This is a genomic window from Pseudoalteromonas sp. 2CM28B (genome assembly GCF_023161935.1).
The window spans coordinates 1-15,254 of the sequence record NZ_JALNTH010000004.1 but is presented as its reverse complement, the minus strand read 5'-3'; the positions used below and the strand labels follow the sequence as shown (position 1 = coordinate 15,254).

The following is a 15,254-nucleotide window of genomic DNA, read 5'->3' as shown; positions in this document are numbered from 1 at the left end:
TTATATGAAAGGACTATATTTAGCAGCACTAATAACAGGATTAACTGGGTGCGCCCAATACACAGAGCAACACGCGGGCACTCAACAAACCCCAACCCGTAGCGCAAGCGAGGTAATAAAGCACGCTAAAGCTCACGAATGGCGAAATGTAGACAGGCATAATGTTTTAAAAATTACGCTGCCTACAGGGGCGGCTTATGTTGAGCTTAACCCACAGCTTGCAGCTAAACATACTGCGCACATAAAACAACTTGCACGAGAAGGCTTTTATAAAAATACCCGTGTTTATCGTTTTGTTGAAGGGTTTGTAGCACAAGGTGGCGACAGCTCAGGCAATAAAGCAATTAAAACGGCTAATAAAACTGTGCCTGCAGAGTTTTACCATAGCACCGCACAGCCGCTTAAAATTACAGAGCTACAAGGCGATGGGTACGCGCCTGTAACGGGGTTTTTAAACGGTTTTGCTGTCGCACAAAACGCCTCTAATACACAGACTTGGCAGGTACATTGCCACGGTGTGTTTGCCATGGCGCGTGGCAATGAGATAAACAGTGCAAGTACTGAATTTTTTGTCACCATTGGCCAAGGTCCGCGCTACCTTGATAAAAATATTACCGTATTTGGAAGAGTGCTTGAAGGTATGGAGCACTTTAATCGTTTACAGCGTAAGCCTGTTCCTAATACGCCATTTAACCCAATTACAAACATTGAGGTATTAGCCGATATTAAGCGTGATAAAAGCACCTTTAATGTTATGAAAACAGACTCGCAATCATTTAGAGAATTGATTGAGGCGCGAAAAAATCGTACCGAACCTTGGTTTGTATACGCCCATAATTATATTGATGTGTGCGCAATGCCTATTCCGACTAAGCGCATTGACTAGCTTATAACGGGTATAAAAAAGGAGCTTAAGCTCCTTTTTTATGGTGATATTTAAGTCGATTGGTATTACTGGCGATTAATTTTTACCGCAAAAGGCGTATCGTTATAGTGCGTTGAACGATACGGATTTATATCCAGCCCACCGCGGCGTGTATAACGCGCATAGACTTCAAGCTCTTTAATGTTTAGCTGCGTGGTTAAATCACTATAAATACGCTCTACACATTGCTCATGAAACTCATTGTGGGTTCTAAATGAAATTAAATAACGCAAGAGTGCCTCATGGCATATTTGCTCACCACTGTAACGAATAATTATACTGGCCCAATCTGGCTGCGAGGTAATTAAGCAGTTAGATTTAAGCAAATGGCTATGCAGGGTCTCAGTAACCAGGGTGTCACTTTTTGATTTAAGTGAGTAGGCGTCAATATCGTAGTTATCTATTTCAATATCTAAATCGTCAATACATTGCCCTGGTAATGGCGTGCAAGGTAAGCAGTTATAGTCATCAGGTGCGTATAACGTTACCGCTACATCGCTATTTACCGCATTTGATAAGTCTTCAATTAAATGCTGTTTTACCACCTCAATACTTTCAAAGCGGGTTTGATTAAAGCTATTCAAGTAAAGTTTAAACGACTTAGACTCAATAATATGGCTGCTTTGGCACGCAAAAGTAAACAGCGCCACGGCAACCTGCGGTTTACCTTTAGCGTTTAACCACGAAAGCTCATAACCTGTCCAAATATCTTGGCCTTTAAAGGGTAACTCGGCTTCGTCAATATTTAAAGCATCACGATTTAACTTGCGGGCAATAGGAAAAAGCAAGCTAGGCGAATATACATCTACGTATTCAGTAGATTGTCCTAACACACTACCTTTAAGGTCTGGAGAATTGCTGTAATCTGTCATGTTTGCTCTTAAATAGTTACAATAGGGACATTATATCTAATTTAAATGAGTTTCGCAGTATGTCTGTTGCAATGCAAATGGCCCAACTTCACACGCAATTTTGTGAAAAAACCGTTAAAAACACCGCTAAATATCCGCTTATGGCACACGATGAACAATGGCCTAGCCCTTGCGAGTTTGGCGAGGTAGACGCACAAGGCAATATTCAATGGAAAAGTGCTTTGCAAACCCCCGCAGGTTCGTTATCAGATTTAGCTAACGCGCTTGAGCTGAGCTTCCCAGCAGGGGTTGATGGGTTTTATGGGCACATGTATGGCGGTAGCATTTTAGCCAGCATAGATGGTCATCGTGTGGAGTTATTACAAGCTTGGAATAAAGATGATTTTGACCTGCTGCAACAAAATATTACCGGTCATGTATTAATGAAACGAAAATTAAAACAGCCAGAAACCCTATTCATTGGTTTAACTGAGCAAGATGACTTACTGGTTACCGTGCAGGTAAATACCGGTGAGGTATGTTTAGAGTACGTAGGTAAAAAGCCGCATCATGTACTTGCACCCAATATAGAATCTTTTTTAAAAGCGCTTGAGGTTTAGATTAATTAAACCAATGTGCAGTAATCGTTAATTATTGTGCAGGATAAGCCCTTTGCAAGACGCGTTAAAGGTTGCTTAGTTATTACAGAAAAAAGTAACGATATTGTAGCTTTACTCGCCGCTTTTACTTAATTTAATTGAGCATTAAAAAATCAGCTTAGTGCAATGCATTAAGCTGATTTTGTATAAGGTGTGTAACTTTATTTTACAAAGTGCAGGCTTTTAGTTACTGAAAATCCCACGAAACATTAGATACCAACCCACACGGCTCACACCTAAAATCAAATAACCCAAACCACGGCTCTGGCAATTTCCACTCACTATTGCAGCTAGGGCATTTACGCTCAAGTTCTGAGGCTTTATCTACACCGCCTACACGGTATAAATAATAATAAACCGGTTTTTGAGTTAAAAAGCGAATACGTTTAGCAATGTCTTTACCGCGGCGATATAAGTCGCTTTGTGTGCTTGATATTTCTTCAAGCGCTGGAAATTCGCACCGAGTAGCGCCGTTAATTTGTATTTGATCGCAGGCTTGCCAATCTTCTTGCCATTTTATGAGTGTTTTATAATCCCCATTAGCAATGGCCGGAATAGTAAACAATGGCACAGGTAAAAAGTCATCACCACAATACAGTGGGCTACAGGTATGCACATAGGTTGTGTATAAAATATAGCTTGAAGGCGATTTACAGGTATCGGCACCGTTTGAGTGAATGTCTTGGCCAATAACTTTTATTTTAGGAGCAAGTAAACCTGCACTGTGCAGCTTCTCAATACTGTGTTTTACAAAAGGGCTATTATTTAATGGGTGCATGGCGTCTTCGGTTGGGCACATTACACGGGTAATAAAATAGCCATCTTTTAGTACAGTTGGGAATTCTTCCCCCATAATTTGGCCATTAAAACGCAGTGCATTAACTAATCGGTTAATGGCTTGCTCGGCGTGCTCTAGGGTGGTGTCTTGGTAGCAGTCAAACGTTAAATCAACAACGAACATTTATAGTCTCAAATTATTTTTGCTCTAACAGGGCTAGCAACCTATCGAGTTTTTTCTCAATGCGATCGAGTTGAGATGTTTTAGGCTCAACGATGCTCTGCTCAGGGTTTTTCATTAAATTATGAATTGAATCAGGATTATTTTTATATTGGCTTACTGCGGCAATAATAACCGGCATAGGCACAGGTTGTGCTAAACGGCTTTTAGTTAGGGCAACAGTAGGGGTTTTGCCTTCATCAAGAAGGACTTTAATTGCATCAAATACAACTGCATTCATTAGATTTGTAACTCTTTAATATATAAGCGCAGCAAGTGTTTGCTGCGCGGGTGCTATAGTAGCAACAATACCAAGGCGCATAAAGCCTTGGTATAAGCAGAGGGGGGATTATACCAATTCGCAATAATACTTAATCATTTTGCGGGGCTAAACGGGTCGCTACCTGTGTTAAAAACTTTTCATCTAGAACAAGCAAATAGTTAATTTTTGCTTAGCTATAAACACGTTTATCGAGCCTCAAAATAGGTCGCATAATTAAGCAAATTAGTATTACTTACCTTCTTGGCGAAGCCTCACATCAAGTTCATCAATTACTTCGCTCCACGCGCCATCTTCTGCTAGCGATTCTGCTAAAAAATGCTGCTGTGATTCATCCCAAAAAGGAGCTTGTTGTAAAAGCGTTGTGTCTTCTAGTGAGTGAGAAGCAATAAAATCGTCAATCTGTTGTTCTGAGCTAGGTAAACCCAATTGTGCAAACAACGTTTTCATATCGTGTTTTGTCGTATCCATATTATTACTCCATCTGATTAAATTAAACCAAGCTTAGAGCCAGACTATAGGCTTTGCTAGTTAAACTCTCGCTGAATTGACGATATTTTTGCTTTAGGTATATAGTTAACTTGCAGTATAGATAAACATTTTCGCCATACAATTACCAATTACTTTATATACGGTAAATAGTTTGGCAACGTTGAAGGTAGTAAAGCAAAAAGGATACATAATGACAGTCACCTCTAATGAGCACACATTAAGCGTACAATACCTTGCCCCTGAAGATATAAGCACTGCAGGGAGTTTAATCTATCAGGCCTATCATGATGATCCGCTACTTCAAAATTTATTAGGTTATGATCAACATAATATGGCTGCCTACGAGAAAAAATTACGCTCAGTGATACGCGAAGAGCTCAGTGCTTTTTGGCAAGAAAAACTGCCATTAATAGGCTTGTACCGCGATGATAAATTAAAAGCAGTGGCGTGTGTATTTGAGTCAAGCAGCCAATTACAACCAGAGCGTTATTGGCATTGGCGCTTAAAGTTAATGCTGAGCGCAGGGTATTTGCAAACCAACCAACTAATAGAAAAAGAGCAAACAATACGCACTGCGCTTAATGAGATTGGCGATTACTACTATTTAGCGTTTATTGCGGTAGACCCGCACGTGCAAGGCCACGGGCTTGGGCGATACCTGTTACGAGGCTTAGATGATTTAGCAACTCAAAACACAGGGGCCAAAGGGCTTGCCGTTTTTGTTACACGCCAAGAGCATAATACGTTTTTTAAATCAGAAGGATTTAGCACTTTTAAAGCACTTGCCTTTAATAAAGTATCCGGAGAGCTTCTTTTTAAACCATATGCAAAGTAAGTCTGTAAGCGATAAGCGCCATTACGGATATATGCCCGTGAGATATATCTTACATTGGCGTGCGCATTATCAGTTACGGTCGTTCACAAATGCAGCTTTAAAAGGGTAAGTTTTTGTTTTATATGTGGTTTTATATTTTTTCATATATATTACGAAAAATTAATTTTGTTTACCTAGTAGGATGAAACCCAAACTCGCGTAGTATTTAACTTGTCAAGACGACATAGCTTAATGACTAAGCTACTGCCAAGGATACGGAATAGGCAACATAGCAGATGCTAGCAGGAAGCATAAAGGACAAGTTAAAAAGGACGCAAGGACGAACTAGGAAGTGCATGAAGCGCTTAGTAGTTGGAACTACTTAAGGATATTTACGGATGAGGCTACAGGAAGTAGCAGGAGCGTTAGTTTACGCAGGATGGCCAAGGCGGCAAGTGGAAAATGCAGGATGCATTTAAAGTGGCAGGAGCTACTTAAAAGGATGACCAAGGATGATGCTACAGTAAGTAGCCAAGCGTTAGTTTACGTGGGTTAGCCAGGATGGTTATGGATTTTGCAGGATGCAATGTTGAGGGTAAATAGGGTTGTTTACTCGTTCAGGGGATGATAATACGGATTTTGGGTCAAGGATAACAAGCAGGATGCTGTAAGAGTGGGGCGTAACTTTTGTTACGCCTTAGTTTTATGTATTAACTTATTTTAGTGGTTCACTTTAACCCCACCGGTTTTAACGATTAAAGTTAAATTTTGTGTGGCGGCACAACAACGCTTTTTAGCATTTCATTTTCCATAATTAAAATACCTTGATAGGCATTTTCGCCATCACTTGAAAACTCAAACATAAATTCGCTTTTGATCCCCGGTTTGCCATTTTTTAAAATGCCAAAGCGGCGTTTTGTGCACGCTACGCTCATTAACTGAACCTGTAATTGCTCAGCTTGGCGCGCGGCATGACTGTTAGCAGCTTCTGCTACTTTTCGGTTTAGCCAAAATAAGTAAATTACAGCGCCAATGGCGATAAACGTCCACAAAGTAGCCATTAAGAGAACAACCTTCCAATTGCGCGAGCGAGCGTTTCGCTGCGGTTTTCTTTACGTAATAAGCCTAGTAAGTGTGGGCGTATAGTGGGTATTGCAACTAAATCAGCAAAGATACTGGGAAATAGCTCGGCAATTTGCTGGTGGTGCGCACAATTATCCATAAAAATATGTAAGCGTTCAGGCTCTTCTAGTTGAGAAAAGCATCGCCCTGCAATCGTTAAAAGTACATCTGAATCAGTGCCAACAGATGAGCTTAATGCAGCATCTACTAGTTGTGTACACAGCCCTTGGGCTTGGCCTTTTGAAAGCGAGCGCAGTGCGGCAGTTAGTGCAATTGTATCGTTATTTTCAATGGCAGTGTGGCCATAGGCGACTAAAAGCTCACTGAGTGATGGCGGTATTTCTACATGTTCAAGCATGGCGCTCAAAGGCTGCAATACCTCTAGTGGTAAATGCGGCCAAGCTTTTTGCAAGTTTGCTAAGTTGTTGTCGTTATTTAAGCGCAGTGCAAAATCGGCAATCCCTTGTAGCGCAACGCTTTGCCAATCATCAAAACCTAAAGCGCCACTAAAGTACAGCTGCGTGTGCTCGTAATATTTAGAGGCTGGTTGCTTTAACAATACTTTAAGTTGGGCGTTAAAAGCCGCTAATTTATTTGCATTAGGGGTAAACACATAAGGGTTATTATCTAGCTTACCATCGGCTTGCTCGCCGGTAATCTCGCTGCCTAGGGCTTCAATTACCATATTAGCGAAATGATCGCGGCTCGCGCTCACTAATTTACTTTGCTCATCAAGTGGAAACTTTAAAAACCATACATAAGGTTCTTTACTTGCTTTGCTATCCCAAAATTGAATAGCCAGCCATGCATGCCCCGCAAGCGGATAAGGATAAGGAACTTGCGCTTGCTCAATAGCTAAAAACTGTTTTTTATCAAGCTTAGTAATATGCCTACCAATATCAAAAGCACGCCATTGTGTACCGGCGCCATCTAAAAGTTGGCCAAGTGTCGCTATGTGTTCGCTCATCGTTATCTCAATTGTTTTTACTGCAAAATTACCTTAATTATACGCCATAGCAGGCATTGAGGGAACAGGGTATAATTGCCCTATAACGTAAAAAGAAGAGTGGTTATGTATCAGCAAACGCAGGCTTATTTAAACCAATTAAGCATACTTTTAAAAAAACATAAGTTGTGGCAAAGCACGCCAATAGAGGCGCATAAATTACAATCTCAAGTGCCTTTTTGTCACGATACCATGGCATTTGAGCAATGGTTACAGTTTGTATTTATTGAAAAAATGCAGCAGTTAATAACGCTCAGCCAACCATTGCCGCAAAATTTTGCCATTGCGCCTATGGCAGAAATGGCGCTAGTGGGTAAAACCGGCAGCGGCGAAATTATAACGCTACTTAGTGAACTTGATGCTTTTTTAGGTAAACCCAATGACTGAAAAGGGAGAACCTGTAGAGTACGGCGAGCTTAATATTCTTTACCAAGACGAATACTTTGTTGCCATAGATAAGCCCTCAGGCTTATTGGTTCATCGCTCTTTTTTAGATAAACATGAAACCCAGTTTGCAATGCAAATGCTGCGCGACCAATTAGGGCAACATGTATTTCCGGTGCATAGGCTAGATAGACCAACATCAGGTGTGCTGCTATTTGCTTTAAGTTCAGAATCTGCCCGAGACATGAACAAGCTATTTATTGAAGGCACTATTACAAAGCGTTATTTAGCGCTTGTACGTGGTTTTGCGCCTGAATCGGTGTTTTTAGATAAACCGTTAAAAGAAGAGCTTGATAAAATAGCTGACAAATTTGCCACGCAAGATAAAGCGCCACAAGCGGCGCAAACACAATTTAATTGTCTGCATCAAGCCACGCTACCAATTCCTATTGGTAAATACCCCACGGTGCGTTACTCGCTCGTAGAGTGTTTCCCAAAAACGGGGCGAAAGCATCAAATTAGGCGCCACCTTAATCATTTATCAATACCTATTATTGGTGATGTAAATCATGGTGATAATCAGCATAATCAATTTTTTAGGGAGCATTTTGCACTGAGGCGGTTAATGCTATTTGCAACGCAGCTTAGTTTTGTGCACCCTTACACGCATAAACCCATCGTAATTAAAGCGCCACTAGGTGAAGACATGCTTAGTATATGTAAGCAACTAGGTTGGCCACAGCAAGAAAAGGATTATTAATGGCACATATTAGTATTTTTGTAGGCAGCGTTAACGGCGGAGCAGAACGTTTAAGCTACGACGTTGCAAATACAATTGAAAAAGCGGGGCACACTGCGAGCGTTATTAGTGAGGCCTCACTTGATGATATAAAAAACGCCTCACATATATTAGTTGTTACCTCTACCACAGGGCAAGGCGATGTACCTAGCAATTTAGCTGGGCTCTACTTTGCTATGAACAGCACATTTCCGATGCTAACCGATAAGCCATTTGGTGTTATAGCCATGGGCGATAGATGCTACGGCGATACGTTTTGCGGTGCAGGGCGCAGCTTTGATGAGCTACTACGTGACTTGCAAGCTAAGCCAGTAGGAAACCGTTTAGAAATAGATGCCTGCGAAGACTTTGAGCCATGGCCTGTAGCAGAGCCGTGGTTAAAAGCATGGCTTGAAAAATTACCAGCTTAGTAACACCAATGCGCAATAATGCTTAATCATTTTGCGGGGTTAAACGTGTCGCTAGCTGCGTTAAAAAATGCTCATTTACGACCGCATGGATGCAGAAGGCAGAGCCATGCAGGAGCAATTGCCGAGAACAACTAAATAGCGAATTTATTGCCTAGCTATTAACACGTTTTTCCGGCCTCAAAATAGAGCATTTAATTAAGCGAATTGGTATTAACTGCTTATATGTACAAAAAAGGAGCGCATGCGCTCCTTTTTTAATTATTAAACCGTTGGTTAACTACTTCTTACATCAACCTTAAGCTTTAACTTTTGGCCAGGCTGTAAATACTTTTGGCCGGCTAAGTTATTCCACTTAATAATTTCGTTTACGGTTAAATTAAATTTAGACGCAATACGTGCAAGCGAGTCACCACGGCGTACTTTGTACGTAATGGTGCGATTAGTACTTGCAGTTGCTTGTGGTTTACTCGCTGATTTATAAACAGTGAGCTTTTGATTTAAGCGCAATACTGAGTTTTTCTTCAGTTTATTCCACGAGGCCAGCTCATCCATGGTGACATCGTATTCGCGACTAATGTCCCACAGGGTGTCGCCACTTTTAACCGTGTGCGACAGCTTAGTACGGGTGGCTTTATTAGCAGCTAAACGCATTTGCTTAGGTAAATGTTCACTATTAATTGCGCCATCGGTTAAGGGTACTAATAACTGTTGGCCAATACGTATGGTGTTTGACTTTAATTTATTAAGCGAGCGAATAGCACTGGTGCTAGTGGTAAACTTTTTAGCAATAACCGATAGGCTATCTCCGCTCGCCACAGTGTATTGCTGCCAGCGTAAGCGGTCTTTAACATCGGTTTGCGCCAGCTTTTGGCTGAATTGTTCCGCTTTATCGGTGGGTAATAGTAAAAAATGCGGACCGTTAGGGTCGGTCGCCCAGCGGTTAAAGCCTGGGTTTAACCTGTATAGCTCAGTAAGAGTCATATCGGCCATATCTGCGGCCAGTGCTAAGTCAATCTGCGTGCCTACATCAACCACTTCTACAACTTGCGCGTTGATAACCGGTTTCCATTTTACATTAAATTCATCAGCGCGTTTTAATAAATCGGCAAGGGCTAAAAGCTTTGGTACATACGCGGTGGTTTCGCTTGGTAAGTCGAGAGACCAAAAGTCTGTTGGTAAATGCTTTTTACGATTTTTCTTAATCGCACGCATTAAACGCCCTTCGCCTGAATTATAAGCGGCAATGGCGTTTAACCAATCGCCTTCAAGGGTTTTGTGTAAATACGATAAGTAATCAAGGGCAGCACGCGTAGATTGCACTATGTCGCGTCGGCCGTCGTACCACCAGTTTTGTTTTAAATCAAAACGCTCGCCAGTGGCTGGCATAAATTGCCAAATACCCGAAGCACTGCGATTAGAGTAGCCAAATGGGTCAAACGCGCTTTCTACAATAGGTAAAAGGGCAATTTCGATAGGCATTTTGCGCTTTTCTACTTCTTCAACAATAAAGTGTAAGTAAGGTTCTGCGCGTTTTGAAATGCGGTCTAAATAAGCTTGATGACGCGCATAGTAATTACGCTCGGTAACAACAGGGCGGTTTTGCGGTACATCAATAGACAGTTGGTAGCGAATGCGCTCCCACACATCGTCAAAAACGGGGGCGTCTTCGCTCTGCTCAACGTGTTGATATTGGGCGTTTACCATCAATGCATTGTTAATATCGTTAGGGCTTGCGCCTTCTAAGCGCTTATTTGCTTGGGTAGCAGCTTGTGCGTCTGAATCTACGGTTGTTAATGTTTGACAACCACTTAGCGCAAGCGCCAAGGCAATTAATAGAGGAGATTTATTCATATATACCAATACATCAGGTAAAAAAACTCGGCGAATACTACCCGTTATGAGTCAACATTGCCACTTAACGACCAACTTTAACATGTTGATAAAACCATTCGCTATTTTTAAACCAATGGTTTTACCTAGGATATACCTAACCACGATGCTGCAAAATTAATTACAACAGGTCAACATATCTTTACTAAAAGTTGTCTTTGAATCGTCTCAGACTTGCAAAGTTTTCCCATGGTTCATTGTTTTTTGTAACCAACACAAATTCTTTTGGAATTAACTCTGTAATAGTAGGTAGGTCGCTGCGCATAAACGGATTAACTTTAAGCTCTTGGCCTATTGTACTTGGCAGTGTAATTTCGCCCTTAGCACGCTGTGCATCAACTTTATCGCTGTATTGGAGTAGCTCAGGGTTACGCGGCTCTACGGCTTTTGCAAATGCTAAATTGGCTTGTGTATATTCATGCGTGCAATACACTTTGCAGCTTTTAGGTAGCTCACGCAGCTTAATAAACGACTCCCACATTTGCTCAGGCGTCCCTTCAAATAATCGCCCACAGCCCCCACTAAAAAGGGTATCGCCGGTAAAAGCCAACTCTTCATGAATATAACAAATGTGATCAAGGGTATGGCCAGGGGTGGTAATAATGTTAAAACGCGTACCCAATACCTCAATGCTATCGCCATCAACCAGTGTATTGGTGATCCCCGCAAACGGACTGTTTATAGGACCGTACACTGCAATGTTTGAAAACTGTTTTACAAGCTCGGCTACGCCACCGGTATGATCGCTATGATGATGGGTAATTAAAATGCCACCAAGTTGTAAGTTATGCTCTGCTAAATGCGCCATAACGGGCTGGGCGTCGCCTGGGTCAACTACCCATGCTAGGTCGCTATTATGGGTAGCTAAACACCAAATATAATTGTCAGAAAATGCTTTAATTGCTTTAACTTGCACCATATTAATTTGCTCTATAAAGTGACGGGTAACACCTAGTATAACGAGCTATAAAAATGAAACCAGCCCTTAGTTTTCAAGAAGGACCCAAACCGCTGTCATGGCAGCAGTTCCCTCATGGGGATTATTTACGTGCTGACATTGAACAAAAAATGGATCAATGGCTGCCGCGTATGTTTGGTTACCATATGCTTAAATTAGGTAATTTAAGTGGCGAGCTTAATACCAGCGTAAGCACTATAAAACACCAAGTATGTGTTGCCGAAGAGGGGCCTTACACAGGTGTAATAGCCGATATAGACGAACTGCCTTTTTATGAGCACAGTGTTGATGCGTGTATTTTAAGCCACTGCTTAGAGTATCACTCAGACCCACATCACATATTACGCGAGGCGCATCGCACACTTATACCCGGTGGTTACATTGTTATTACCGGATTTAATCCATTTAGTTTATGTGGATTGGCGCAAATGCTGCCCTTTAGCGGGCAAAAGCTGCCGTGGACGGGGCGTTTTTTTACGCCTGCGCGGGTAAAAGATTGGCTTAATTTATTGGGGTTTGAAATTATTAGCGATGAGCGCTTTATTTACTCCTCTCTTGCGCGGGGTAACAGGCTTTCACGGTTTGCATTTTGGCGCAGTTTTGCCAAACAGTATTTAAAACCTATGGGGAGTGTGTATATGCTGGTGGCGCGAAAACGCGTGGCTCCGCTTACGCCTATAAAACCTAAGTGGCATGCAAGGCCGCAGTTTTCACCTGTAAAAGGGGCAGGGCTTAGACAAACCTCAAAGCAGCACTTTAAACAGTGTGAGCAAAAAAATAATAATAGTTAAATAATGTAAGTACGCACTTTTTAACCCAGCCATGAGCTTTACATTCATGACATTAAAAAGTGCGAAAGCTTTAACGGGTTAAGGCTGATACCCTACATCATCAAGTAGGTTGCTACTGCCTGCAGCGACACGTGCCAAATCGTCAACTATTTCGTTATATTTATGCCCGCTATGTCCCTTTACCCATTTCCATGTAACCGTGTGCTCGCTACAAGCGCTATCAAGTCGCTTCCATAAATCAACATTTTTAACCGGCTTTTTTGCCGATGTTTGCCAGCCCCGTTTTTTCCAATTTGCAATCCACGACTCAATACCCTGCTTAACATACTGGCTATCTGTGGTGATGTTAACGGTGCAAGGGCGGGTAAGTGATTCAAGGGCAACAATGGCAGCGAGCATTTCCATACGGTTGTTTGTGGTGAGCTTATACCCTTGGCTTAATTTTTTTTCGTGGCCGTTATAAATCATAAAAATACCATAACCACCAGGGCCCGGATTACCTAAACATGAGCCATCGGTGTAAATCTCTACGGTTTTTTGCACTGTTTTACCTTGATATTATGTACAATAAAGTGATTATAGAAAGATACCAGAGTCAGGCTAAATTCGATATGGCACGTAGACAAATAGTTTTAGATACAGAAACCACCGGCATCGACCCCAAACAGGGGCACCGCATTATAGAAATTGGGTGTGTAGAATTAATAAACCGACGTTTAACCGGTAATAATTTTCATGTTTACATTAACCCACAACGCAGCATTGAAGAAGAAGCAATAGATGTTCACGGTATTACCAACGAGTTTTTACGTGATAAACCACTTTATCGCGATATAGCGCAAGAGTTTTTTGACTACATTAAAGGTGCAGAGCTTGTAATACATAACGCCCCGTTCGATGTGGGCCATATGGATAACGAGTTTGCGCTGCTTAACCAAGGCTACCCAAATACGCACGAGTACTGCCAAGTTCTCGACACCCTTAAAATGGCGCGTGACTTGCATCCTGGTCAAAAGAACAACCTAGATGCTTTGTGCCGCCGTTACGATATAGACAACGCAAAACGAACATTACACGGCGCATTACTGGATTCTGAAATTTTAGCCGATGTTTACCTTGCCATGACTGGCGGGCAAACCAAGCTAAACTTAAACCAAAATAAAGATGACGGCAGCGAGCAGCAGACTGGTGGCATAAGACGCTTAAGTAGTGACCGAGCACCTTTAGTTGTATTGCGCGCAAACGACGCTGAGCAAAGCGCACACGAAGCACGACTCGATCTTATAGACAAAGAAGGCGGCCACTGTTTATGGCGCGCTGAATAAGGCCAACTATGAAAACGATGTATTTTATAACTGTATTGTGCGCCACCTCACTGTTTAGCGCCAGTGCGTTTGCCGTTAAGCAAGTAGAGCTGCTTAAACGCGACGGCGAACAAAATGAAATACCGCTGCTAGATAACCGTTTTCGTATAGACAGCCAATTAGACGAAATAACCTTACTATTTTTTAGAAAGCCAGGTTCGCCCGCGGTTATTTTAGTCAGGCCCGATGGCAGCAAGTACTTTGCCACTAACGCCGTTAAAGATCCCAACCTCGATTGGTTTGATGAGCTTAGTTACGACTTAATCACCATAAAAAAACCGATGGCTGGCCCATGGCAAGTTATTGGCCGCATTTTGCCCGACAGCCGCATTGTGGTGTTAGGGGAAGTGTCTTTAAAAGCACAGCCACTACCTCCTATGTTGTTTAGAGGCGAGACAATAAAAATAACGGGCGAAATTTTAAATGATGATGAGCCTATCGATGCTAACTTATTCACAGATGTAGTTAGCCTAAACGTTGACTTTGTAAGTACTAACGATGAAAGCTATGCAAACTTCGGTGCAGGTACTCAAGAAGTTGCCGAATTTAAAGACGATGGGCGCGGCTTTGATGAACGCCCTAACGATGGAGTGTTTACTGGCGAATTTAAATTAGACTTTCCTGCAGGGCAGTGGACACCAGAACTCTATATAGCGACCCCCTTATTGCAGCGACGGATTGTGCAAGACCCTATCATTGTGCATGAACCGCCATTTAAATCTGAGGTCGCACTGGCAGAGCTTGATACTGACGATCACCAGCTATCTATTAATATAGATAGCAACATAGTTAAACCCGAAACCGTTATTGTGCAGGGAAAAATTTATTACCCTAACAATGAAGAGCAAATGTTTACAATTGACGCGCAAGCGGGTGATACACGCCAACTAGCAATTAAAAACTATGATTGGGGAAGATACAGCGTTGAACTGTCTGTTTTTGGCACTAATATAAACGGTCGTGAGTTTATGGCCAAAATACCAACATACAAATTTGAGATAGAAAGGCCAATAGAAGCAGTGCCCGAAATAGACCCTGCTACGCTTATTGATCAAAATCTGGCCTTGGAAGCTGAACCCGTTGAAGAAAAAATGGCCACTTCTACATTAGTGACTTTAATCGTGGGCTGTAATTTGCTCATTTTATTGTTAGGGTGGTTAGCAATTCGTATTTTTGTACAGAAAAAGCCAATCAAATTTAACTTTAAACTGCCTTTTTTAAACAAAAAGAAAGTAAACGATGAGAGCAACGCCGATGCAGAAAAAAATCAAGTCGGCAAAAATGGCTCAAAAAGTGACAAATCAGGTGAAATTTTAAACCTTTCGATGTCAGATGACTAAAAAACCTGTAAAAAAACAAAAAAGCCCTTGACGAAGTAGGGGCTGATTCGTATTATTCACGCCGCTGCAAAGGGAGACCTAAGCAGAAACGAAAATGCGGAGTGGTAGTTCAGTTGGTTAGAATACCGGCCTGTCACGCCGGGGGTCGCGGGTTCGAGTCCCGTCCACTCCG

General features: G+C 41.9%; 18 protein-coding genes and 1 tRNA gene. 10 read left to right on the top strand and 9 right to left on the bottom strand.

The genetic code is table 11. The annotated features are described in order from the left end of the window. Positions 1–4: 4 nt before the first annotated feature. Positions 5–886 carry a peptidylprolyl isomerase gene (locus MTN96_RS06835; RefSeq protein ID WP_121637247.1) on the top strand — a complete coding sequence of 294 codons (882 nt, stop codon included), beginning with the start codon at positions 5–7 and terminating at the stop codon, positions 884–886. A gap of 65 nt (positions 887–951) precedes the next feature. Here MTN96_RS06835 and queF read toward each other — a convergent pair whose 3' ends face one another. Continuing rightward, complete coding sequence (gene queF, locus MTN96_RS06830; protein ID WP_121637248.1) at positions 952–1,797, bottom strand: NADPH-dependent 7-cyano-7-deazaguanine reductase QueF; 846 nt, start codon at positions 1,795–1,797, stop codon at positions 952–954. 59 nt (positions 1,798–1,856) lie between these two features. On the opposite strand from queF, the gene syd reads away from it, so the two are divergent. Then, positions 1,857–2,396: a SecY-interacting protein gene (syd, locus tag MTN96_RS06825; RefSeq protein ID WP_121637249.1), complete on the top strand. Its 540-nt coding sequence runs from the start codon at positions 1,857–1,859 to the stop codon at positions 2,394–2,396. Between the two features lie 226 nt (positions 2,397–2,622). On the opposite strand, the gene MTN96_RS06820 is transcribed toward syd, so the two are convergent. The 3 genes from MTN96_RS06820 to MTN96_RS06810 all read right to left on the bottom strand — a co-directional run bounded on the left by MTN96_RS06820 (position 2,623) and on the right by MTN96_RS06810 (position 4,183). Beyond that, positions 2,623–3,396: a Zn-ribbon-containing protein gene (locus MTN96_RS06820; protein ID WP_004585968.1), complete on the bottom strand. Its 774-nt coding sequence runs from the start codon at positions 3,394–3,396 to the stop codon at positions 2,623–2,625. Between the two features lie 13 nt (positions 3,397–3,409). Beyond that, entirely contained in the window at positions 3,410–3,673 is a 264-nt protein-coding gene (locus tag MTN96_RS06815) for a hypothetical protein (protein ID WP_004585969.1), read from the bottom strand. A 270-nt stretch (positions 3,674–3,943) separates the two neighbouring features. Further along, on the bottom strand, positions 3,944–4,183 hold the full coding sequence (locus MTN96_RS06810) for a DUF2789 domain-containing protein (protein ID WP_004585970.1): 240 nt from the start codon (positions 4,181–4,183) through the stop codon (positions 3,944–3,946). 211 nt (positions 4,184–4,394) lie between these two features. Here MTN96_RS06810 and MTN96_RS06805 point away from each other — a divergent pair, with 211 nt between their 5' ends. Beyond that, positions 4,395–5,039 (top strand): GNAT family N-acetyltransferase, encoded by a 645-nt coding sequence (locus MTN96_RS06805; RefSeq protein WP_055255230.1) that lies wholly within the window; start codon positions 4,395–4,397, stop codon positions 5,037–5,039. A 740-nt stretch (positions 5,040–5,779) separates the two neighbouring features. On the opposite strand, the gene MTN96_RS06800 is transcribed toward MTN96_RS06805, so the two are convergent. Together MTN96_RS06800 and MTN96_RS06795 are read right to left on the bottom strand one after the other, a co-directional pair. Beyond that, positions 5,780–6,079 carry a DUF3301 domain-containing protein gene (locus MTN96_RS06800; protein ID WP_004585972.1) on the bottom strand — a complete coding sequence of 100 codons (300 nt, stop codon included), beginning with the start codon at positions 6,077–6,079 and terminating at the stop codon, positions 5,780–5,782. Beyond that, on the bottom strand, positions 6,079–7,107 hold the full coding sequence (locus MTN96_RS06795; RefSeq protein WP_024033692.1) for a DUF3549 family protein: 1,029 nt from the start codon (positions 7,105–7,107) through the stop codon (positions 6,079–6,081). Before MTN96_RS06795 ends, MTN96_RS06800 begins: the two co-directional genes overlap by 1 nt. Positions 7,108–7,212: 105 nt before the next feature. Here MTN96_RS06795 and MTN96_RS06790 point away from each other — a divergent pair, with 105 nt between their 5' ends. The 3 genes from MTN96_RS06790 to MTN96_RS06780 are packed head-to-tail and all read left to right on the top strand — an operon-like array spanning position 7,213 to position 8,739. After that, complete coding sequence (locus tag MTN96_RS06790) at positions 7,213–7,533, top strand: YqcC family protein (protein ID WP_121637250.1); 321 nt, start codon at positions 7,213–7,215, stop codon at positions 7,531–7,533. Then, entirely contained in the window at positions 7,526–8,290 is a 765-nt protein-coding gene (truC, locus tag MTN96_RS06785; protein WP_248531072.1) for a tRNA pseudouridine(65) synthase TruC, read from the top strand. Before MTN96_RS06790 ends, truC begins: the two co-directional genes overlap by 8 nt. Further along, positions 8,290–8,739, top strand: a complete 450-nt coding sequence (locus MTN96_RS06780; protein ID WP_024033689.1) for a flavodoxin — start codon at positions 8,290–8,292, stop codon at positions 8,737–8,739. The genes truC and MTN96_RS06780 overlap by 1 nt, the downstream gene beginning before the upstream one ends. Positions 8,740–9,012: 273 nt before the next feature. Here MTN96_RS06780 and MTN96_RS06775 read toward each other — a convergent pair whose 3' ends face one another. After that, complete coding sequence (locus MTN96_RS06775) at positions 9,013–10,590, bottom strand: LysM peptidoglycan-binding domain-containing protein (RefSeq protein WP_248531070.1); 1,578 nt, start codon at positions 10,588–10,590, stop codon at positions 9,013–9,015. A gap of 184 nt (positions 10,591–10,774) precedes the next feature. Further along, positions 10,775–11,548 carry a hydroxyacylglutathione hydrolase gene (gloB, locus tag MTN96_RS06770; protein WP_248531068.1) on the bottom strand — a complete coding sequence of 258 codons (774 nt, stop codon included), beginning with the start codon at positions 11,546–11,548 and terminating at the stop codon, positions 10,775–10,777. A gap of 53 nt (positions 11,549–11,601) precedes the next feature. Here gloB and MTN96_RS06765 point away from each other — a divergent pair, with 53 nt between their 5' ends. After that, positions 11,602–12,378, top strand: coding sequence for a class I SAM-dependent methyltransferase (locus MTN96_RS06765; protein WP_004585979.1), 777 nt, complete (start codon positions 11,602–11,604; stop codon positions 12,376–12,378). Between the two features lie 78 nt (positions 12,379–12,456). Here MTN96_RS06765 and rnhA read toward each other — a convergent pair whose 3' ends face one another. Continuing rightward, positions 12,457–12,921: a ribonuclease HI gene (rnhA, locus tag MTN96_RS06760; RefSeq protein WP_248531066.1), complete on the bottom strand. Its 465-nt coding sequence runs from the start codon at positions 12,919–12,921 to the stop codon at positions 12,457–12,459. Positions 12,922–12,989: 68 nt separating this feature from the next. Here rnhA and dnaQ point away from each other — a divergent pair, with 68 nt between their 5' ends. The 3 genes from dnaQ to MTN96_RS06745 all read left to right on the top strand — a co-directional run bounded on the left by dnaQ (position 12,990) and on the right by MTN96_RS06745 (position 15,254). Beyond that, positions 12,990–13,703: a DNA polymerase III subunit epsilon gene (gene dnaQ, locus MTN96_RS06755; protein ID WP_138579816.1), complete on the top strand. Its 714-nt coding sequence runs from the start codon at positions 12,990–12,992 to the stop codon at positions 13,701–13,703. An 8-nt stretch (positions 13,704–13,711) separates the two neighbouring features. Continuing rightward, the gene (locus tag MTN96_RS06750) at positions 13,712–15,082 is read left to right on the top strand and encodes a TIGR03503 family protein (RefSeq protein WP_248531064.1); all 1,371 of its coding nucleotides are present in this window, start codon (positions 13,712–13,714) and stop codon (positions 15,080–15,082) included. Positions 15,083–15,180: 98 nt separating this feature from the next. Further along, positions 15,181–15,254, top strand: a tRNA-Asp gene (locus MTN96_RS06745).